12 protein-coding genes are annotated in these 21,021 nt (G+C 42.3%); 5 read left to right on the top strand and 7 right to left on the bottom strand.

Annotated features, from left to right (window positions below):
* Positions 1-216 precede the first annotated feature (216 nt).
* The 4 genes from Q8M62_RS00815 to Q8M62_RS00800 all read right to left on the bottom strand — a co-directional run bounded on the left by Q8M62_RS00815 (position 217) and on the right by Q8M62_RS00800 (position 7,248).
* Positions 217-726, bottom strand: a complete 510-nt coding sequence (locus Q8M62_RS00815; RefSeq protein WP_304901152.1) for a helix-hairpin-helix domain-containing protein — start codon at positions 724-726, stop codon at positions 217-219.
* A 700-nt stretch (positions 727-1,426) separates the two neighbouring features.
* Positions 1,427-2,158, bottom strand: a complete 732-nt coding sequence (locus Q8M62_RS00810; RefSeq protein ID WP_304901153.1) for a phospholipase D family protein — start codon at positions 2,156-2,158, stop codon at positions 1,427-1,429.
* Positions 2,159-2,518: 360 nt separating this feature from the next.
* Positions 2,519-6,193 carry a phosphoribosylformylglycinamidine synthase gene (purL, locus tag Q8M62_RS00805; protein WP_304901154.1) on the bottom strand — a complete coding sequence of 1,225 codons (3,675 nt, stop codon included), beginning with the start codon at positions 6,191-6,193 and terminating at the stop codon, positions 2,519-2,521.
* A gap of 242 nt (positions 6,194-6,435) precedes the next feature.
* Complete coding sequence (locus tag Q8M62_RS00800) at positions 6,436-7,248, bottom strand: alpha/beta fold hydrolase (RefSeq protein WP_304901155.1); 813 nt, start codon at positions 7,246-7,248, stop codon at positions 6,436-6,438.
* A gap of 224 nt (positions 7,249-7,472) precedes the next feature.
* Between Q8M62_RS00800 and Q8M62_RS00795 the strand changes: the two genes are divergently transcribed.
* The 4 genes from Q8M62_RS00795 to Q8M62_RS00780 are packed head-to-tail and all read left to right on the top strand — an operon-like array spanning position 7,473 to position 14,035.
* Positions 7,473-8,081, top strand: a complete 609-nt coding sequence (locus tag Q8M62_RS00795; protein ID WP_304901156.1) for a TetR/AcrR family transcriptional regulator — start codon at positions 7,473-7,475, stop codon at positions 8,079-8,081.
* 14 nt (positions 8,082-8,095) lie between these two features.
* Positions 8,096-9,454, top strand: coding sequence for a TolC family protein (locus tag Q8M62_RS00790; protein WP_304901157.1), 1,359 nt, complete (start codon positions 8,096-8,098; stop codon positions 9,452-9,454).
* Positions 9,455-9,493: 39 nt separating this feature from the next.
* Positions 9,494-10,627, top strand: coding sequence for an efflux RND transporter periplasmic adaptor subunit (locus Q8M62_RS00785; RefSeq protein ID WP_304901158.1), 1,134 nt, complete (start codon positions 9,494-9,496; stop codon positions 10,625-10,627).
* Positions 10,628-10,630: 3 nt separating this feature from the next.
* Positions 10,631-14,035: an efflux RND transporter permease subunit gene (locus Q8M62_RS00780; RefSeq protein ID WP_304901159.1), complete on the top strand. Its 3,405-nt coding sequence runs from the start codon at positions 10,631-10,633 to the stop codon at positions 14,033-14,035.
* 184 nt (positions 14,036-14,219) lie between these two features.
* On the opposite strand, the gene Q8M62_RS00775 is transcribed toward Q8M62_RS00780, so the two are convergent.
* Positions 14,220-15,101 (bottom strand): pirin family protein, encoded by an 882-nt coding sequence (locus Q8M62_RS00775; protein WP_304901160.1) that lies wholly within the window; start codon positions 15,099-15,101, stop codon positions 14,220-14,222.
* Positions 15,102-15,198: 97 nt separating this feature from the next.
* Positions 15,199-16,671, bottom strand: a complete 1,473-nt coding sequence (locus Q8M62_RS00770; RefSeq protein WP_304901161.1) for an alpha-amylase — start codon at positions 16,669-16,671, stop codon at positions 15,199-15,201.
* 317 nt (positions 16,672-16,988) lie between these two features.
* Between Q8M62_RS00770 and Q8M62_RS00765 the strand changes: the two genes are divergently transcribed.
* Positions 16,989-17,369, top strand: coding sequence for an STAS/SEC14 domain-containing protein (locus tag Q8M62_RS00765; RefSeq protein WP_304901162.1), 381 nt, complete (start codon positions 16,989-16,991; stop codon positions 17,367-17,369).
* A gap of 123 nt (positions 17,370-17,492) precedes the next feature.
* Here the strand turns inward: Q8M62_RS00765 and Q8M62_RS00760 are convergent, their stop codons facing one another.
* Positions 17,493-20,792 carry a two-component regulator propeller domain-containing protein gene (locus tag Q8M62_RS00760; protein ID WP_304901163.1) on the bottom strand — a complete coding sequence of 1,100 codons (3,300 nt, stop codon included), beginning with the start codon at positions 20,790-20,792 and terminating at the stop codon, positions 17,493-17,495.
* Positions 20,793-21,021 lie beyond the last annotated feature (229 nt).

The raw sequence follows: 21,021 nt of genomic DNA, 5'->3' as shown, positions 1-21,021 counted from the left end.
TTAAGCCAAAAGAACGAAGAAAAAGAATAACCTAACCTAAACTTAAAACCAGAATAAACTGGTTCATGGCGAGAAATCATACTTCAAGAATTCGGAATATAATTTTGAATAATTAGAAAAAACAAAATTTAACACAATCTGTCATTGGTAGCGAAGTCGAAGTGTCAGTGTGACAGGAGTCGAAGTCCTCTCAGGGACCCCGCTTAACCCAAAACTCTACGCTCCGGAATGGCTGCCTTTCTTGTCCTTTCCTCCATATCCCAGAATTTCAAACCATGCTTTTTGGGGTCTGCTCTCAGGATACCCGTTTTCAGCGCGAAACTTTTTTCGCTCAGCCGTAAAGTCCCACCACGTTTTTTTCTGGTCGTTTGTCTTTGCAGCGTAAACGATCAATCTAAATTGGTCTTCCACACAAGGGTCTGTCCAATACCCTTTTTTCAGTTCGTATTCGTCTGTCAGTTTTGCTCCGTCTTTGTCTTTTAGCTCGCTGAGCGAATAGTAACCTAAAAACACCAGGTCCTCGGCAAATTTTATCCCGACGGAGGGGACAGTTTGAAACTCTGCCAAGGCATAGATTTCCTTTGCTCGTTCGGTTGAAGCCTGAAGCAAAACTTCCAATTCGTCCTTAGCAAAGTCAAGAATGTTGGCAATCTTGATTTTATGCTTTCTCAACCTGGTCTTTTCAGTGGCTGTGAGCGGAAGTTTGATGTTCGTCTTACTTTTCATGTGTTTGTAATAGCCTTTTAGCGGTCACAAAGCCTGTCGCGATTTTTCATCGGGAGAATCTTTGCACGTATTATATTCATCTCTTTGTGTGTCACCTCAGGGGACATGCTCGATTTCATCTTCAGCAAAAGTTAGCAAATAGTCGGTATTATCTTCGCTCGATTATTCTGAAGACCGGTAATATGTTTTTTCAGGTCCTTTGACCACGTTTGCCTTGTCTTGGGCTAGGTTTAATCCGCGATTGCCATCCGGAACAAAACGCCTTTGTATCCAAACGGATTTGCAATTCGAGTTCATCCCAATACGCTAAGTTGAATTTGTTTCCGAGTACAAATTGGTTGGGATATTAGGGGATGAGAATTCGAATTTGTTCACGATTACAAAACGGTTAAGGATAGTTGGGTGTTTTGCGAACTAAACAGAGTCTAGGATTTTATAAATAGTATTGGAAAATCACTTTTCCTTTCTTTTCGGTTCCAGCACTTGATTCAATTTTCCTAAAAAAAAATCCCTCAGATCGCTCCAAGGGATTTTATTGATTTGAGATTTACGGTTTGAAATTCTCAAGCTTTCGATTGGCAGTTAATTTCGAATCTCAGCCCTTTGACTCTCAAATACTTCCGAATTCAGGATATATTTTCTTAAGAACCGAACAATTTTTCAATCAATTCTGATTTTTAGCGAATATGGACGGATATTATTATTCCTTTATATGTTTGGCCATATCTTCTGGCCAAACTACAAATTTTCCGTATTGGCCTTCTTTTTCAATACCACCAACTTCTTTTCCTTGCTTTGTAGTTATCCAATCTTCATCTTTTTTATACATAAGTTTCTTGTCAGTAAACCAACTATTGACTTTTCTACTACTTATCCCTGTTAATTCAGATAATTCCTTTGTAGTTAATAGTTTAGATTTAGATAGGTCTTTTGGTTTTTCTAAATTTGAAATTGTTTTCTCTGTTTCCTTTTCAATTTCTTTATCAACTTTTTTTACAGAAACTCTTATTTCCTCACTAATTGTAAGAAGTCTTTGAACCTCCTCAGAAATGTCATTGAACAATTCTCGATCTTGATCCTTAGTTACATAAATGCCCATTTCATCATTATTTTGTTGAGAAAAGGAATATAGATTCATTGAAGTTACAATAGCTTCATTTTCATTTATATAGCATTTTGCATGAAGAGAATTGCAGAGACTTGTCCTAATTCCAATTTGTTTTTCAAGCCAATTACTCTCTTCTACCTGAAGTTTATTTTCTCTGTAAATAATTCTAATGTCTCTTTTTTGAATATTTAAATTTTCTAAATGGTCTTTAACTCTCTTATGAAATTGAAGATAGGGACTAATTAAAATCAGTCTGTCTTTTGTGTTTTTGATAAGCTCTTCAAGATGATATGAAATGCCTGTTGTATTTAAAAATTTTGCCATTGTTTGATTACTTAATTTTTTAAGTTGTGTCGATTTGCAAAAGTGATCTTAACATCTTTATAGTCAATCGTTTTCTGTGTTTAAGATGCGATTAAGTCGTTTATAGCACTTTTTTATCCACGAATATGCTAACTAAATTCATATGTCCCAATACCATTTACTTGATATAACTAAAAAAAATCCCTCAGATTGCTCCAAGGGATTTTTGTTGATTTGAGATTAGGGATTCGAGATTTGAAATTCTCAAGTTTTTCGGTTTGCAGGTTCTTCAATCTAAAATCTCAAACTTCAAATTTCGAATCAAAATAATATCGAACATCGAATGTCGAACGCCGAATGTCGAATATCGAACACCGAAGTTTAGGTATGCCCCTCAACCCACTTCCTAGCATTCACAAAAGCCTCCATCCAGGGCGTAAAGTCATCGTTTCGATCACTTGGATAGTATGCCCAGTTCCAAGGCTTTAGGCTTCGCTCGATGTGTGGCATGATGGCAAGATGACGTCCGTCTTCTGAAGCAATACCGGCTGTCGCAAAGTCAGAACCGTTTGGATTTCCCGGATAAGCAGCGTAGCTGTATTTCATGGCGAAGTTGTAGCCGTTTTCACCTTTTGGAAGTGAAAATTTGCCTTCTCCGTGTGCTACCCAAACACCTAATCGCTGTCCGCTCAGAGATCCCAGCATGACAGAGTTGTTTTCCGGAATGGTCACATTCACAAAGCAGGACTCAAATTTATGACTTGCATTATGGAGCATTTTTGGCTTTTGATCGTGATCTGGGGTAACCAGCCCAAGTTCGATCATAAGTTGACAGCCATTACATACGCCCAAAGAAAGTGTGTCCTGTCTCGCGTAGAAATTATCGAGTGCTTGTTTGGCTTTTGGATTGTAAAGGAATGCACCGGCCCAGCCTTTGGCCGAACCCAAAACATCCGAGTTGGAGAAGCCACCGACGAAGACGATTAGTTGTACATCTTCCAGGTTTTCACGACCGGCAATCAAGTCAGTCATGTGAATGTCTTTCACTTCAAATCCTGCCAACCAAAGTGAATAGGCCATTTCCCGATCACCATTTACGCCTTTTTCACGGATGATCGCAGCCTTGGCTTTTCCTTTTGTGGTGCGGAATGGATCCAATCCTGCTGCTGCAAAGCTGCCTCTCCAGCCTTCTGCAAATTGATAGGAAAGGGCTTGGTTTTTATAGTTTTCAAATCGCTCTTTGGCCAGTTTCTCTCCGCATTGCTTTCTGTCCAATAAATAGGATGAGCTAAACCAAAGGTGACGCATTTCGGTCACGTTCAGACTTTGATTTTCAAGCGTCACCGTTCCGTTTAGGGTAACTTCAGCTAATTCCACAAAGTCGATTTCAGCCGAAGTGAGATAATCTTCTACCTTGTGATCAGCTGCGACCTGGATCAGGATTCCCGGATTCTCTGCGAAAAGGGCCTTGATCAAGTCCGTTTCCTTCAGGCGGGATTCTTTAACCATCAACCCAAGGTTCCTGGAAGGGAAGCACATTTCAAGCAAAGCTGTGATGATTCCGCCTGATGAAATATCGTGACCGGCCAGCACCAATCCTTTTTCGATCAGATTTTGAACCGCTCCAAAAGCAGCTGCGAAATAGGCAGAATCGGTGACAGTAGGGGTTTCAGTCCCGATTTTATTCAGGATTTGGTAAAAAGAAGAACCTGCGAGTTTGGCTGAATCTTTGGAAAAATCAATGTAAAGTACCTTGCTACCCACCTTGGGTAAAAGCGCTGCCTTTACCGTTTTTTTGATATCCGAGCATTCACCGACGGTGGAAATTATCACTGTACCCGGAGAAAAGACCACTTTTCCGTCAGGATATTTCTGGGTCATGGAAAGGGAGTCTTTTCCTGTAGGTATGTTCACTCTCAATTCTATTGCGAATTCAGAAACTGCTTGTACAGCTCTGTATAGCCGATCATTTTCACCTTTGTTTTTTGCAGGCCACATCCAGTTGGCAGAAAGTGAAACTCCCGCCAATCCATCCGCAATCGGAGCAAAAACTAAATTGGTCAAGGCCTCGGCGATGGCTAATCGGCTGCCTGCCTCAGGATCTGCCAATGCCGCCACAGGAGCATGACCAATCGAAGTAGCGATTCCCTTATTCCCGGTATAGTCTAAGGCCATGACAGCCACGTCATTTAACGGAACTTGGATTTCACCAACCGTCTGTTGCGTAGCAACACGACCTGTGACTGAGCGATCGACTTTATTGGTCAACCAGTCTTTGCAGGCCACAGCTTCCAGCTGAAGGACTTCCGAAATATAGGATTTGAGGTGCTCGGGATTGTATTCGCCTTCGGCAAAAGCTGCATTGCCAGACTTATCCTCAAGGATAGTTTTTGGGGAAGAGCCAAACATGTAGGCCAAGTTCCAGTCCACAGGTTTTTCGCCTGTTTTACTGTTTTCAAACTTGAAATGCATGTCTCCGGTCGTCTCGCCCACCACATAGAATGGCGCGCGTTCCCGCACGGAAAGCTGCTTCAAGGTGTCCACATCCTTCTTGCCCACGACCAATCCCATTCGTTCCTGGGATTCGTTGCCTATAATTTCTTTGGAGGAAAGGGTAGGGTCTCCAACAGGTAATTTATCAATGTGTATTGTGCCACCGGTGCTTTCGACCAATTCAGAAAGGCAATTCAAGTGTCCTCCAGCTCCGTGATCATGGATGGAAATGATGGGGTTATTTTCGCTCTCCGCCATTGCGCGAATCACGTTGGAAACACGCTTTTGCATTTCTGGATTGGAGCGCTGGATGGCGTTCAGTTCGATGGCGTTAGAAAGTTCGCCGGTATTCAATGAAGAAACAGCTGATCCACCCATGCCAATGCGATAATTGTCTCCGCCCATGATGACGATTTGGTCACCTTTTGCGGGTTCGCTTTTCTTGGTGTATTTGGCGTTTGTGAAGCCAACCCCACCAGCCAGCATGATTACTTTGTCAAATCCGTGGTGCTTTCCATCCTCCTCGTGCTCAAAAGTCAGGACAGAACCAGCGATCAGCGGCTGACCGAATTTGTTGCCAAAATCTGAAGCTCCATTGGAAGCTTTGATCAGGATATCCATAGGAGTTTGATAAAGCCAAGGACGCTCAGCCAGGTTTTTCTCCCAACTTCGGCCTTTTTCCGATCTGGAATAGGAAGTCATGTAGACTGCCGTTCCAGCCAAAGGAATAGAGGCAGTTCCGCCTGCCAATCGATCCCTGATTTCTCCACCGGCTCCGGTTGCTGCGCCATTGAAGGGTTCTACCGTTGTGGGGAAATTATGCGTTTCCGCTTTCAGGGAAATGACCGTATCAATCTCTCTGGTTTCAAAAAAGTCTGCCTGATGCTGGGTTTTCGGAGCGAATTGCTGTGCTTTTGGCCCCGTGACGAATGCCACGTTATCTTTGTAGGCCGACGCGATTCGATTGGGGTGTTTTTTAGAAGTTTCCTTGATGAGTTGAAAAAGCGTCAATGGTTTTTCTTCTCCATCGATGACAAAAGTTCCATTGAAGATCTTGTGTCGGCAATGCTCGGAATTGACTTGGGAAAAGCCAAAAACTTCTGAGTCTGTTAATGGACGAGCCAACTGTACTGCTACATTATCGAGGTAATCGACTTCTTCCTGACTCAGCGCAAGACCTTCTGATTTATTATATGCGGCGATGTCGGTGATGGCTTTGATCGGCTCAGGTTGAAGATGGATGTCAAAAATCTCCTGATCCAAGCCCTCATATATTTTCTGAAGCATTGGGTCAATCTGAGCCTCCTCGGATAAAGGAGTGAATTCCTCAATCCGAACAATTCCCCGGATTCCCATATTCCCCGTGATCTCCACTGCATTGGTAGACCAAGGAGTGATCATTTCTTTTCGTGGGCCGGCGTATTTTCCACTTACTTTTTCTCCCTGTATAGGTTTTGCTTCTGCAAAAAGCCAGGTGAGTTTTTCGGTGTCTTCGGTACTTAATGGGTGAGGAACTTGAACTCCGTAAATGAGTTTCTGAGGTGATTCAAAGAAGAAAATCATGTCCTTGGGCTGGTAAGTTGCAAATGTAAGGAATCGAGTGATAGATTGAAAAGTATGAAGGATTGAAAGATTGGGAAAAGTCAAATGAAGAGTGTAGGATGCTCAAAAATACCTCAACTTCTTGCCGGTGGTTAGTGAGCGATCAGCAAATTGACCAATGTCCGATCAATTAGCCAACAGGGACTTGCTTTTATTGGCCTAAGATACTTTCTGGTTTTCTCCACCACCTGAGAAATTAACCTTCAAATCTTATCCTGTTGATTTTCAAATCTTAAATAGTCCACTGCAGCTTCAATCAATTGCCCGTGACCTACAGGCAGTGTGACGTTTTTCAGCTGTGGGATTTTTCCGCTGAATCGGTCGAGGTTTTTATGGGTGACCATTTTATCATATTCTCCGATGAACAAAGTGATTGGTGTCCGGTAGGTTCTTGCCTGCCGGATAATATTTCCAAGTTGCAGTTGAATTGACCCAAAAACTTTCCAGACAAAATAGGCTTGTGCTCGCTTGGATCTAGTTTCCATTTGAGTCTTTACAAATTTCACCAAGCTTTTTTCGACCAATCCTGAGGAATTCAGCCCATCGACTAAGCCGAAGAAACGATTGGGTTTGAACACTACCCCTTTGAATGCGGCATGAAAGAAATTGGGATAATTGCCCATGCTATACCAAAGACCCGTTTTGATTCCGTCAGGGGCAAGTAAGGTCATACTCTTAAGTTCTTTCACAAAAAGTTCATAGGTGAGCAATGAGAATTTTCCCCCCATACTGTAACCGATCAAATGAAACTCTCTGAAGTCTTCCTGTTTTTGGAGTGATCTAATTAATTCTGACCAGATGACCCGATCGAGTTTTTTGGAAGAATCAGCCCATTGGCTTCGTCCATGATAAAACATATCAATAAACAAAAAACATTGATTTGGTTTTCTAATTCTCTCAATGGGGAGCATATCCCGATGACATTGACCAAATCCATGGAAAATCAAAAACACTTCTTTACCATCTCCGACTTTTTGATAAGCCAATTTTCCTTTTGGATGAATTAAATAATTCATGGAGTCAGAAATTTATATTTTGAGAAATTTGTAGAATAGAAAATTTAATTCAGGAATTAAAAAAAGAATGGAATAATATTTTGTATATGGTTTTAAAAATTCTTTTTGTGCGATTTTGAACGGTTGAAACTTCATTTTTCAAAATAATATTTTAAATAAAACTATGGAAACTATTGAACAATAAAAAGTTTCCATAGTTTTGCATTGAAATTCAGGAAAAAGAATTGGAGACGAGAAAGCGGATTTTAGAAATCGCCACTGAGCAGTTTGCCCGGTATGGAGTGCGTGCAGTGACTATGGAGGATATAGCCCGTCAAGCAGGCGTATCAAAAAAAACAATTTACCAGGAGTTTTCTGACAAAAAGGATTTGGTCAAGGAAGCTTTTGAGAAAATTTTGGATGAAGACAGGTGCAAACTTGCATTCATTCTGGAGACTGAGGACGGAGTGATTGAGCACTTAGTCAAGACTTCAAAAATGATGCGGGAAAGATTGCAAAACATGAACCCCATGGTGATCCTGGAGATTCAAAAATATTTCCCGGAAGCATGGAGAATGTTTGAAGCCTTCAAAGTCGAAGTGATCATGAAAGATCTGGTCAAAGTGATTGAGAAAGGAAAGGAACTTGGGTATTTCAGAGCTGAAATCGATTCTGAAATTCTTGCCAAAACTCGAGTCAATCAGATCACCTCATCTTTTGATCCATCCAACTTCAGCAACCCAAATCACAATTTAGCAGACGAGCAGATGGTTTTGTTGGACCATTTTCTACATGGGATTTTTACAGAAAAAGGTCGTATAGCCTTCACTACACAGCAAGCAATAGAAGATTGAAAACTACCCCACCTATGAAAAAGTACCTTTTTACAGCCTTGGTATTTTTACTGACCTTTTCAGGTATGCAAGCTCAAGAAGTCGCTCAACTGACTTTGAATGAATCAATTTTGTATGCCATTGAAAATAACGTAACTACCAAAAATGCACGATTGGAGACCTTGATTTCCAAAGCAACAGTAAAGGAAAAGACCGCCCTGGGTTTACCTCAGATCAATGGATCCTTTAATCTGGACTACAATCCCCAAATACCGGTGGTATTTCTTCCCAATCAACCTCCTTTTGGTGATCCTTCCAATCCCAGTGATGTAATTCCCGCCAGGTTTGGAGTGAGTTATTCATCAGGGTTGGGAGTAAATATGACTCAAATGATTTTCGACGGGTCTTTTTTTGTGGGCTTGCGTGCCGCAAAAACCTTGACCCAACTGACGGATTTTGATCTGGTAAAAGCCGAAAATGACGTGATTGAAAACGTGAAAAAGGCCTATTTCGGCGTTTTGGTGAACCAGGAAAGAATCCGCCTAGCAGCATCTAACCTTGGCAGAATCGATTCCTTACTCAAGGAAACCAAAGCCCTGAATGAGGCTGGATTTGCTGAAAAAATCGAAGTGTCCCGCATTCAGGTACAGCGTAACAATACCTTCAGTCAAATGGAACGCAGTCGGACTGCCTGGGAAATCAGCAAGGAAATCCTGAAAATACAAATGGGAATGCCACTTACAGTGGATATTCTGATAGCTGAGACGCTTCAGGAATTAAATCCCGAAGAGGAACTTAATCAGTTATTGGCGCTTGAAGGTGACGGACGAGTTGAACTTGACCAATTGAAAACTCAGATTGAGCTGGTGCAGTTGGACTTGAAGTTTAACACCTCCCAGTATATGCCCACAATTGATTTTATCGGAAATGCAAGGAGAGTTGGTGCCGGTAATCAATTGAACACAGTGTTTGATAGCAAAAATTGGTTTGGAAGCTCCCTTCTTGGAGTAAGTATGAACATTCCGATTTTCGACGGACTGAGCAAAAGCGCTCGGATTCAGAAGAACAAGTACACCATCAATCAGCTTGAAAATCAGCGGTTTTTCCTAAATGATAATTTCATAAACGAAATATTCACGGCCAAGTCTAATCTCAAGAATGATCTTAATATCCTCGATATCCAGCGTGAAAATCTCGAACTGGCTCAGGAAGTATTCGAAATCGCCAGGATTAAATATCAGGAAGGTGTCGGGTCTAATTTGGAAGTAGTCAATGCAGACGGTGCCTTGATTGAAGCAGAGATTAATTATTTGGCGGCACTGTATGATGGACTGATTTCGAAAGTAAATCTTGAAAAAGCCCTTGGTCTGTTGAAAGCCAATTTGAATAACTAAACCAACTTATTATTCCCCATTCAAAATTATCTTCTTGATATGAAACGTATCTTTAAATTTTTCCCAGTACTCATCCTTGCAGGGATAGTAATTTCCTGCGCTCAGGAAGAAGGCGTAGACGCCAAGAAAACGAAGCTTTCCGAACTCAGGGACCAAGTAGGCGAGCTGAACAGTGAAATCAAAATGTTGGAAGCTGAAATTTCTAAGCTTGATCCTGATTTTGCCAACGCAAATAAAAAGTCCATTCTCATAACTACTGTTGCTGCCCGCAAAGGGGAGTTTACACATTATGTGGAAGTCACCGGCTCGGTACTTTCCAAGAAAAACGTAAGTATAAGTGCTGAGACTTCAGGAAGAATACTTGAAGTCCCGGTCATGGAAGGCATGCGGGTGAGCAAGGGTCAAATCCTGGCCAAGATTGATGCTGAATCTATTCAGCGAAATCTGGAAGAAATGGAAAACTCTTTGGAATTGGCCACTACCATTTTCCAAAAGCAAGAACGCCTCTGGAAACAAAAAATCGGCACAGAAATCCAGTATTTGGAAGCAAAAAACCGGAAAGAGGGCTTGGAGAAAAATTTGGCTTCGATGAAGACACAATTGGACAAGTCCTACGTCAGAGCTCCATTCAATGGTACAATCGAAACCGTACAAGTTCGGATGGGCGAACTGGTTCAGCCGGGGGTACCCATGTTTGAGTTTGTAGGGGAAAGTGACTTATTTATTCAGGCGGATGTATCGGAAAGTTACGTAGGGGTTTTGGCTAAAGGGGACACTGTCAACATAGAATTCCCTTCGATCAATAAATCCCTGACAAGCCGGGTATCTTCTATAGGGGGAATCATCAATCCCAATAATAGAACTTTCAAACTGGAAGTCGCTTTGCCTAACATGTCAGGCCTTAAGCCAAATATGATTTCAGTATTGAAAATCCGTGATTATCGCAATTCAAACAGTGTACTGATACCCGCGCATTTGATCTTGGCAGATACGAAGGGTGACTATGTATTCACCGTTGAAAATCAAACTGCGCAAAAGAAGTACGTGAAGCGGGGACTAACTGCCGGTGACGAAACCGAAATATTGGAAGGGTTGTCAGGTACCGAAATATTGGTAGACAAAGGATTCCGAGAGGTTGGAGATAATTTCAGTGTCAATATTGCTCAATTGTAATTTATGACTAATACTCCTAAATCCGGTATTATTCGGGAATTTGGACTGTCTAGTTTCAGTGTAGACAACTCCACATCCGTGGTTATTTTAACGCTGATTATTACGGTTCTTGGCCTTGGAGCATATCGTACCATGCCCAAGGAAAGTTTTCCTGAAATCGTCATTCCTACTGTCTATGTCGGCACGCCTTATCCGGGCAATTCACCGGTAGATATTGAAAACCTGATTACTAGACCGATCGAAAAGGAACTGAAGTCGATTAATAATGTGAAGTACATCAAGTCAACATCAGTTCAGGATTTTTCTTCTATTGTAGTCGAGTTTAACCCCGGCATTCAGATTTCAAAGGCGATCCAAGATGTCAAGGATGCGGTCGATAAATCCAAAAGCGAGCTTCCAACTGATCTCGATCAGGATCCGAATGTGGTTGAAATCAATACTTCTGATTTTCCAATCATGAATGTGAACCTTTCGGGGCCTTATTCAGAGCAGGAACTGAAGAAGTTTGGAGAATATTTGGAGGATGCGATCGAAAAGCTCCCGGAAATTTCTAAAGCGGACTTGGCGGGAACAATCGAGCGGGAAATCCAGATCAATGCCAATCCTTATAAAATGGAAGCGGTCGGCGTGAGTTTTGGAGACATCTCCGGCGCTATTCAGGCCGAGAACTTGACTATCTCGGGAGGAAGTATTAAAAGCGGGGATTTCGAGCGTACCCTTCGAGTAGATGGAGAATTTACAAATCCCAATGAATTGCTGGACATCATCGTGAAGACCGATCAGCAAAAGATAGTCTACCTGAGAGATGTAGCCGAAATCAAGGACACCTTCAAAGACCGGACTTCCTATGCCCGAAGCAAAAACCTGCCGGTGGTCACGATCAATGTCACCAAGCGTAGTGGGGAAAACCTCCTGGATGCTGCCGATAAGATTAAAACCATCATCGCAACCACCAAAGCCAACCGCTTTCCGCAGGATCTTGAGATTACCATTACCAATGATCAGAGTAAGCAAACCCGAACGCAGGTAAGTGATCTGGAAAATTCCATCATTTTTGGGATTATCCTGGTTGTCTTGGTTTTGATGTTTTTCATGGGTTTCCGAAATGCTCTTTTTGTGGGTTCGGCGATCCCGCTTTCCATGTTCATTTCCTTTTTGATATTGAATTCCTTTGGGATTACACTCAATTTGATGGTGCTTTTCTCCTTGATCCTTGCTTTGGGGATGTTGGTGGATAATGGTATCGTGGTGGTGGAAAATGTTTACCGCTTGATGCAGGAAGGTAAACCTGCCATTAGAGCTGCAAAAGAAGGAGTAGGAGAGGTGGCTTGGCCGATTATCACTTCTACAGCCACGACTTTGGCGGCCTTTCTTCCTTTGGCGTTTTGGGATGATTTAGTAGGGGAGTTTATGAAATTCCTTCCGATTACGCTGATCATTGTACTTTCATCTTCCCTTTTTGTAGCCTTGGTGATCAATCCGGTGATGACATCCATGTTTATGAAGATTGACGAATTGGGGAAAGAAAAGCCAAAGCAGAAATCAATTATCACAGCGGGCGTTTTCCTGATCTTATCGACAATTTTCTTTTTGATAGGCTGGACAGCTTTTGGATCATTGGCCTTGGTTGCCTCCGTGTTGACGATGTTCAATGTGTTCTTATTGAGAAAAGCGATCAGATGGTTTCAGACAGTTTTCTTGGTCAAACTTGAAAATGCCTATGAATCTACACTCCAGTTTGCGCTGCATGGCAAAAAGCCCTACCTGTTTTTTGGAGGAATTTTCACCCTGCTTATTTTATCACTTGCCTTGTTGGTGATTCGATCTCCCAAAGTGCTCTTTTTCCCAGATAATCAGCCGCAATTGGTCAATGTGTTTATAGAGTTTCCAATCGGGACCGACATCAATGCGACCAACACCTTTGTAGATATGATGGAAGATGAAATGTTGATTGCATTGGAGCCATATAGCAATATTTTGGAGTCTGTGATCACACAGGTGGGTGAAGGAACCGGAGATCCTACCGAAGGTCCAAGTCAGCAAGCTACTCCGCACAAAGCTAAAATTACAATAGGGTTTGTAGACTACATCAATAGACAAGGCATCAATACCAATGGTGCCATGGAAGCGATCCGTGATTTGGTTGAGAAATATCCTGGCGTCCTCATTACAGTGGATAAGCAGCGAAATGGACCGCCGGTAGGCAAGGCTGTCAATATTGAATTTGTCGGGGAAAATTATGAACAGTTGATCGCTTTCGTAGCGGATACCAAAGAATACCTGGAGTCCAACAATATTCCGGGCTTGGAGGAACTGAAGTCTGACCTTTCTTTAGGAAGCCCCGAAGTAGTGGTTCAAATTGATCGAGAGAAAGCCAGAAGATTTGGCTTGTCCACCTCTCAGATTGCCACCGAATTGCGGACATCCCTTTTTGGTCTGGAGGTATCAAAATACAAAGAGGGAGAAGAGGACTTCCCTATCCAACTGCGCCTTTCCGAAGAATATCGGTATGACATCAATACCCTTGTCAACAAGAAAATAGGCTTTAGAGATAAGTTTGGAGATAAGCGAGAAGTACCCATCTCGGCAGTCGCATCTATTGAGTATGGATCAACCTATGGATCGGTAAAACGAAAGGACCTGGAAAAGGCGATCACGCTATTTTCGAATGTGCTCGACGGATACAACCCTACCGAGATCAATAATAAGATCAAAGAATTGATGGAAAACTACACGATCCCTGATGGCTTATCAGTCAAATTCACAGGAGAGCAAGAAGAGCAAGCGAAGTCAATGGCCTTTTTGCTCAATGCGCTCATGATTGCGGTGTCGTTGATTTTCTTAATCATTGTGGCTCAATTTAATTCCGTGATCAGTCCTTTTATCATCATGACTTCGGTACTGTTGAGTACAATAGGGGTGTTTTTGGGATTAGTTATTTTCAATATGGACTTTGTGGTGATTATGACCGGAATAGGAATTATCTCCCTGGCAGGGGTGGTTGTAAACAATGCGATTGTACTCATTGATTACACCAATTTGGTAAGGGAGCGGAAGCGGGAAGAAAAAGGGATAAAAGAAGGAGCGTTTTTAGAATACGAAGATTTGTTGTCCAGTATTATCGAAGCAGGCAAGACCCGACTTCGTCCTGTTTTACTCACAGCGATCACCACAGTGCTTGGATTGATCCCGCTTGCGATTGGCATGAACATCAATTTTGGGACTTTATTGACGGAATTTGATCCACAATTTTATGTGGGAGGAGATAATGCAGCCTTTTGGGGACCGATGGCTTGGACTGTGATTTTTGGGTTAACCTTTGCCACAGTCATTACGTTAGTCATCGTACCAGTCATGTATTTGCTGGCGGACAAACTCGCAATGAGGCTCCGCAATCTCAAAGCATGATTGATTTAAGGTTGGTGGTTTTTTTTGACAAAACCTCCGGGACAATGTTCCGGGGGTTTTTTGTTTTTTACCGATTGAGCTTGGAGCTTTTTTAGCTGCTGAATTAAACTCCGGAAGCTTGGATTTTTTTTAAAACAGGGCTATTCCTGAAAGTCTTGAGGCGAGTTAGGGCAGGAAAAATCTCCTATTTCTTCAAGCTTGGGTAGGGCACAAATTCCGCTTCATCCCCCGGGATTTTGTCAAACTTCTGTTCCTTCCATTTTTGCTTGGCGGCCTGAATGAGCTCCTTGCTCGTAGCGACAAAATTCCAGTCTATCATGCGTTCTTCGGGAAATGCCTCACCACCGAAAAGGTAGATTGCACTGTCAGCCTCAATCACAAATTCGCACAGCGAAGCATCTTTCGCCACCAAAATCTGCTTTGGGCCAAATCGGTTTCCTTCACTTTCGATACCCCCGTTAAGAATGTAAAGTCCGCTCTCTCCATAGAGGTGTTCCCCCAGATTCAGCGTCTGCCGTTTCAGGCTTTTGATTTCCAGCATATAGAGTTTACTATACACCGGCACAGGTGAGCGATGTCCCATGACTTCACCGGCTACCAGTTTTATTTCCACATTTCCATCACTCCAAGCCGGAAGTTGATCGGCTTCGATATGAAAAAATTCCGGCTCCATCTGCTCCAGATGCTTGGGCAGTGCCACCCAAATTTGTAAACCGTGCATCGTTTTATCTTCATTTCTCAGGTACTCAGGCGTCCGCTCGGAGTGTACTATTCCTTTTCCCGCAGTCATCCAGTTTACAGCGCCGGGCTTGATTTCCACGGTATTTCCTAGGGTGTCACGATGCATGATACTTCCCTCAAATAGGAAAGTCAAAGTCGACAATCCGATATGCGGATGGGGCCGAATGTCCATTTGTTCCCGCTCGTTAAGTTTGATTGGCCCCATGTGGTCAATGTAGATGAAGGGACCGATCATTCGTTTTTGCCGAAAAGGAAGCAGACGTCCCACCAAGAACTTTCCGATATCAGCGGCTCGTTCTTCGATGATAAGTTGGATATTAGACATGGAAACTGAGATTTTATTCCGGGTCAAAATCGGATTTTTAGACCGTAAATGCGAGAATAAGTTGAATTTTTCAGGGAATTCAAGTTGACTCCTTTTTTTACCTCGGAAGCCAAACCGAAACAGATCCTGCATTGCACCTAAACTCCCCCCAACCGGATTCGTTTGTCCATACGTCTTCCTGAATTTGATTTGTCATATCATAATATTGCGTATTGGCCGAGCCTGTTTCCATGTGTTTGGTGGCATAATCGCCTGAACTTAGCAGTACTGCCATTCCGGTTGGATTCCGTTCATTGCTTGTCCGTGTCCAACCGATGCATGTAGGGGCGTCCAAATAGTCATATTGCGGGCCATAGCAGAAGGTTTTGCGCGCATACAGGAAGCCATTCAATAGATCCTGATGGCTATCCATCCAGATTTCATATTCCTGTCCGTCTTTTCCCTGATCGGAGTAATGCGCCCCGTAGTAATCTGCAGCAAAAATACAAGGATAGCCTGACTGACGTAATAAAATAAGCGCATAGGCCAAGGGCTTAAACCATTTTTCAACGACAGATTCCAATTCCTGGAGCGGCTGCGTATCGTGATTGCTTACGAATGTGACTGCCAAGTCCGGATGATCTTGGACTAGCGTAGTATCAAAAATAGTCCGCAAATCAAAGGAAGAACCATCCTTGCTGGCTCTTGCAAAATTGTAATGGAGATTGACGTCAAATAACATCATGTTGCCCTCTGTTACTTCAATGAAATGCTGGATAGCATCACTGTGTCCAGTCCAGTATTCACTGACTACAAATAGATCTTTTCCGGATTTTTCGCGCAAATGCCTGATCCAATCCAGCATAAAACCAAATTCCAGATGCTTCATCGCATCGAATCGGAATCCATTTACCCCCGTAGTTTCCAAGTACCACTCACCCCAATAAAACAACTCCTGCCGTACATCCGGATTTTTGGTGTCTATATTGCAGCCCATCAGAAAGTCCACATTGCCTTCGGCCGGATCTTCTTCGCCAAATGTCTTCCCGTCAAAAAGAAAAACTGCCTCCATCTCCTGATCATACATATTACGGTCGGTGGCTGAAAAATGCCACCAGTGCCATTGGAGTTCCGAATATTTTCCATTTCGGCCGGGAAAAGTAAAATTAGTCCAAGCCATAATCTCCTGCTTTTCGGCGATTGGCTCGTTGTGGTTGGTAGGACTATAGGGTGTAGCCAAAAATTTTTCTTCCGCGTCGCCTCCCATTTTGTGATTAAAAACAATATCAGCATAGACCTCAATTCCCCCTGATTGTGCAGTTTTGATTGCATTGAGGTATTCATCACGAGTTCCGTATTTGGTGCGAACACTGCCTTTTTGATCAAATTCACCCAAGTCAAAAAGGTCATAAACACCATATCCGGTGTCGTATCCCCCATTTGCTCCCTTGTATGCGGGAGGCAACCAAAGTGCGGTAATTCCGGCCTCTGAAAGGGTTTGGGCACTTTCTGCCAATTGTTTCCATAGACTTCCGTCACCCTGGGTGTACCAATGAAAAAACTGCATCATTACTCCGTTTTGTTCAGACATGTCTTGTTGATAGGGGTTGGTTTCGCTCGGGTGAAAAATCAGATGCTCAGAAAGCAAAAAATCTAAACGAACACGATAGAAATGGTTTGTTAAAGGGTCTTGAGATAATCTTCATGCAGAAAATTCCTTGCAGGTTTTGTTCGCTCAATGCCACTTAACTTATACTCCATTGTAGGGATTTAGTTTGGTTCTTGGGACCTATCGTTTCCATGCCGGTTTATCAGGTATCAGATGCATGTCTTTCAGCTTCATTGAAAAGAAAGAGTATGGTCTCAATTTTATCAAAAACTCTTTGACCCAAATCCTGTTTGAAAAGCATGGAACCTTACGCAATCATCGATGAATCCTCATTTCCAATCGTAAGAATTGGTTTTACCGGAAATAAAAGTACAGATGAAAACTTCCAAACCTACCTGGATCAAACCAAAGCTTGCTATCGGAATGAAAAGAGATTGTCCATCATCTTTGATGCGTCCAAAGCCAGCATACCTTCTCTTTCTCAGCAAAAAATGCAGGCAAGCTGGCTCAGGGAAAACAAGGATCTGATGCAACATTACTGTGCCGGAACAGCCTACATCATTCCCAATGCTGCCATCCGGGCTATTTTGAAAATGATCTTTTCGCTTCAAAAGCAGCCGGTTCCTTACAGAATCTTTGAAACTTCGGAGGAAGCTGAGGATTGGGTGAAAGGGTTGTGAATGTTCCCCTGAATTTCCAACTGCAAGAGGCTCCAATGCATGGAGTTCAAATCATGCTCATGCTCTGTCAAGTGCTATTCTGGAATTTTGATTATCCTACTAGCTGTCGGGAGCGATTGGGTGCTAAACAGCTACTTCTGCATGCTCTTTCTTGCTGAGAGAAAAATGGAAGGTACTGCCCTCCCCAAGTTTACTTTCTGCCCAGATTTTACCAAAGTGTTTTTTGATTATTTCCTGGCAGAGTACCAATCCCAATCCTGTGCCCATTTCGCCCATCGTACCTGATTTTTGGAATTTTGATTTTGAAAACAGTTTGTTGAGCACCTCTTCATTCATTCCCGTGCCATAGTCCTTGACGGACGTGATAATGGCTCCGGATTTTTCCCTGACAGAGATTTCTATTTTGGAATTTTGATCAGAAAACTTGATAGCATTGGATATCAGGTTTCTTACCACTGTCAGGATCATATTCTGGTCAGCATGGACTAATACATTTTCTGAAAATAATTTCTCCAGCGTGATTTTTTTATAGTCAGCCTGGGAAGAAACCATGCCTATGGCTTTATCTACCAGTTGATTCATGTCAATCACTTCGGTTTTCACCTCAAATAGCTTCGTTTCCTTGATTGCCCATTGTAAAAGGTTTTCCAAGAGATTATGGGTGTTCCGTGAGACGTTCAGGAGATACCGGATATTCTCCAGGTGCTCGATATTTTGAGTGTTTTGAAATTCTTCCTCCAGGAGTTCCATATAGCCTATGATGGAGAAAAATGGATTTCTCAGGTCATGCCCAATGATACTAAGGAGTTTGTCCTTTTCATTGATGTGCTTCTTGAGCTCGCTGTTTGCATGCTTGAGCATGGTGGTTCGCTCTTCAACGGTGTTTTCAAGCTGCTTATTTCGATCCTTGATGGCTCGGATTCGCAGTTTATAGGCAAGAATTAAAATGCCTGTCAACATAAGTGCTGTGATGACCACAAACCAGGTGGTTTTCCAAAATGGCGGGGTAATGACTAAGACCAAAGAGGTGCCAACTTCATTCCATAAGCCATCATTGTTGGCCGCTTTGACTCGAAATATATAGGTGCCGGGGTTTAAGTTGGTGTAGGTGGCATTTCGCTGAGCGCCCACATAGTTCCATTCTTTTTCAAATCCCTCCAATATATAAGCATACTGGTTTTGCTCCGGGTGGGTATAATTCAATGCTATAAAATCAAAGGTCAGCACGTTTTCCCGATGGGAGAGTGTAAGAGTATCAGTGGCGGAGATATGTTTTTGCAAAGGTGAATCAGGCGCTTTATAATTTACACGTTGATTAAAAAGCTTGAGATCGGTCAGGTAAATTTGAGGGAGATGGGGATTGGAAGCCAAGTGATCGGGATGGAAAAGATTGAATCCATTCATTCCCCCAAAAAGTAATTCGCCTTTTCTGGTTTTGAGGACCGAATACCTGGAAAATTCATTTCCCTGTAAGCCGTCGTATCGATCAAAATTTGTGAAAACCTGTTGAACCGGATCAAATTTTGAAATCCCCTTAATGGTTCCTATCCACAAAAAACCGCTATCATCTTCTACAATCGAGTTGATTTCATTCACAGGCAATCCATCCTTTTGGTGATAGGTGAAGAAATTATCTTCTTCAGCCATATAACGTGAAAGCCCCCGGTCTGTCGCTATCCAAATAGTTTGATTTCGGTCCTCGAAAATCTGCCGAATAGAATTGCTTGGCAGGCTTTTAGGATCTGATTCAGTCGGATGGTAGACTTTGAACTTACCTTTTGCCCTGTCTTCCGGATGTATCTTATTCAAACCGGATTGGGTCGCGATCCAAAGATTTTTTTTGCTGTCTTCGAAAAGGCGAAGTATCTGACTGGAAGAAATTCCACCTAAATCACTGTCATTTTTATCAAATAGCCTGAGCTCTTTCGTTTTTAAATCATAGCGGTACAAACCCTCATCGAAAGCCGCTACCCAAATGTAGTTTGAATCAAAATGAACATCGAAAACATGCTGGATTGGATATTTTTCATTTTTGATCCATTCTTTGAAGTTGATGAAATCCCCTTTTTTCTCATCCAGTAAAATATTGAGTCCACCCCCCCAGGTACCTACCCAAAGTTTTCCCTCCGGATCTTCATTTAGGCTGATGACTGCATCAGCGCTCAGAGATTTTGGGTTTTGAGGATCATTTTTAAAGATTTTAAATGTACCCCTCGATGGATCATAATAATTCAGTCCACCGCCATCAGTGGCTACCCAGATGTTTCCGCTTTTTGCTTCCAAAAAATCCCTGATGATGTCATTATTCAAGCTTTCCGGATTTAATGGATTTTTGAAAAAGTGGGTGAACTTGGAAGCATGGGGATCTGCCAGATTGATGCCGGATTGGGCGGTGCCTACCCAATATCGATCCTGATTATCCTGAAAGATATTCCAGATCGAATTATGCGTAAGGCTTTTAGGTTCTTTCGGATCATTCAGATATCTGTAAAAGGTATCTTTTTCTTTATTGTAAAGGTGAAGTCCCCCATTTTCATTACAGCTCCAGAGTTTGCCTTTTTGATCTATATAGAGCTTATAAATATTATTATTGAATAAACTGAGCGGATTTACCGGATCATGGAGATACCTGACAAAGCTAACCTTGTCCTCTTCCACAACCATCTTGTTCAGTCCCTGACTTCTGGCCCCTACCCAAAGATTTCCTTCAGGATCCATGACGAGGGTTTTTAGATTATTCGAGCTGATAGATCTGGGATTGGCAGGGTCATGCTGGTAAAATGTGGTATGTTTGGTTCGAGTGTTTAACTTGACCAAGCCACTATTTAAAGTTGCCAGCCATAATACCTCACCTTCACCTGCTGCCATACCATTTATAGCTACGATTCCTTCGACTTTATAAGGCAAAAATTGCTGCTGCTGTCGATCAAAAAAGAATAAGCCCGAAGCAATACTGGAGACCCATATTGTACCCTTTTCATCTTCTAGGATAGTATTGACCAAATTATTTTCCCCACCCTGTACCGGATTGTCGGACTTGAGATTGAACCTTGTAAAATCATCGGTTTTCCTGTTGTATTGCGCTACTCCACTGCCAGTTCCGATCCACAATTGATTCCTGCTGTCCTCATAGATGGAACCAATGTAATTATCGTTGATGCTCGTGGAATCCGTGCTTGTGGAATATACCGTAAAACCCAAGCCCTCATATCGGTGAAGACCACTGAAAGTTCCCACCCAAATAAAGCCAAGTTTGTCCTGATTTATAGTGGATATCCGATTGTTGATCAATCCTTCGAAGATTCGTTGGAATTTCAGATCAGGTCGTTCTTCGAGTTTTTGGCACTGTACCCTTGTCACTGACAGGGACAGCAAGGCCAAAAAACAAAAGGTCCATCGACACAGGTTGTTTATTAATGGCATAGATTCTGATTTCTTGAAAAGCTTCCTTTTCAAGCAGGTTTTTGGGTAATTATTGGGCGATACCTAAGCGAAATCAAGGGAAATTTTCCTTAACTGACATTAGTACAGGCGAATGTATAATTTATGCAGATTGAAACCTAAACGCGGGTTTCATAAACCAATCCAAAAAATCAACCCTTAATCCGCTAGTTTTTTCTCCAAAAAATCATACTTGGTTTGATTCTCAATT

The sequence above is a fragment of the Algoriphagus sp. genome, from assembly GCF_030694375.1.
In the GTDB taxonomy this organism is placed as follows: domain Bacteria; phylum Bacteroidota; class Bacteroidia; order Cytophagales; family Cyclobacteriaceae; genus Algoriphagus.
Note: the sequence above shows the minus strand (reverse complement) of the source record. Positions and strands in the feature narration are given on the sequence as shown.

Coding starts and splice junctions, on each gene's coding strand:
- Q8M62_RS00815 (WP_304901152.1), bottom strand. CDS start 726: ATGAAAAGTAAGACGAACATCAAACTTCCGCTCACAGCCACTGAAAAG.
- Q8M62_RS00810 (WP_304901153.1), bottom strand. CDS start 2,158: ATGGCAAAATTTTTAAATACAACAGGCATTTCATATCATCTTGAAGAG.
- purL (WP_304901154.1), bottom strand. CDS start 6,193: ATGATTTTCTTCTTTGAATCACCTCAGAAACTCATTTACGGAGTTCAA.
- Q8M62_RS00800 (WP_304901155.1), bottom strand. CDS start 7,248: ATGAATTATTTAATTCATCCAAAAGGAAAATTGGCTTATCAAAAAGTC.
- Q8M62_RS00790 (WP_304901157.1), top strand. CDS start 8,096: ATGAAAAAGTACCTTTTTACAGCCTTGGTATTTTTACTGACCTTTTCA.
- Q8M62_RS00785 (WP_304901158.1), top strand. CDS start 9,494: ATGAAACGTATCTTTAAATTTTTCCCAGTACTCATCCTTGCAGGGATA.
- Q8M62_RS00780 (WP_304901159.1), top strand. CDS start 10,631: ATGACTAATACTCCTAAATCCGGTATTATTCGGGAATTTGGACTGTCT.
- Q8M62_RS00775 (WP_304901160.1), bottom strand. CDS start 15,101: ATGTCTAATATCCAACTTATCATCGAAGAACGAGCCGCTGATATCGGA.
- Q8M62_RS00770 (WP_304901161.1), bottom strand. CDS start 16,671: ATGTCTGAACAAAACGGAGTAATGATGCAGTTTTTTCATTGGTACACC.
- Q8M62_RS00765 (WP_304901162.1), top strand. CDS start 16,989: ATGGAACCTTACGCAATCATCGATGAATCCTCATTTCCAATCGTAAGA.
- Q8M62_RS00760 (WP_304901163.1), bottom strand. CDS start 20,792: ATGCCATTAATAAACAACCTGTGTCGATGGACCTTTTGTTTTTTGGCC.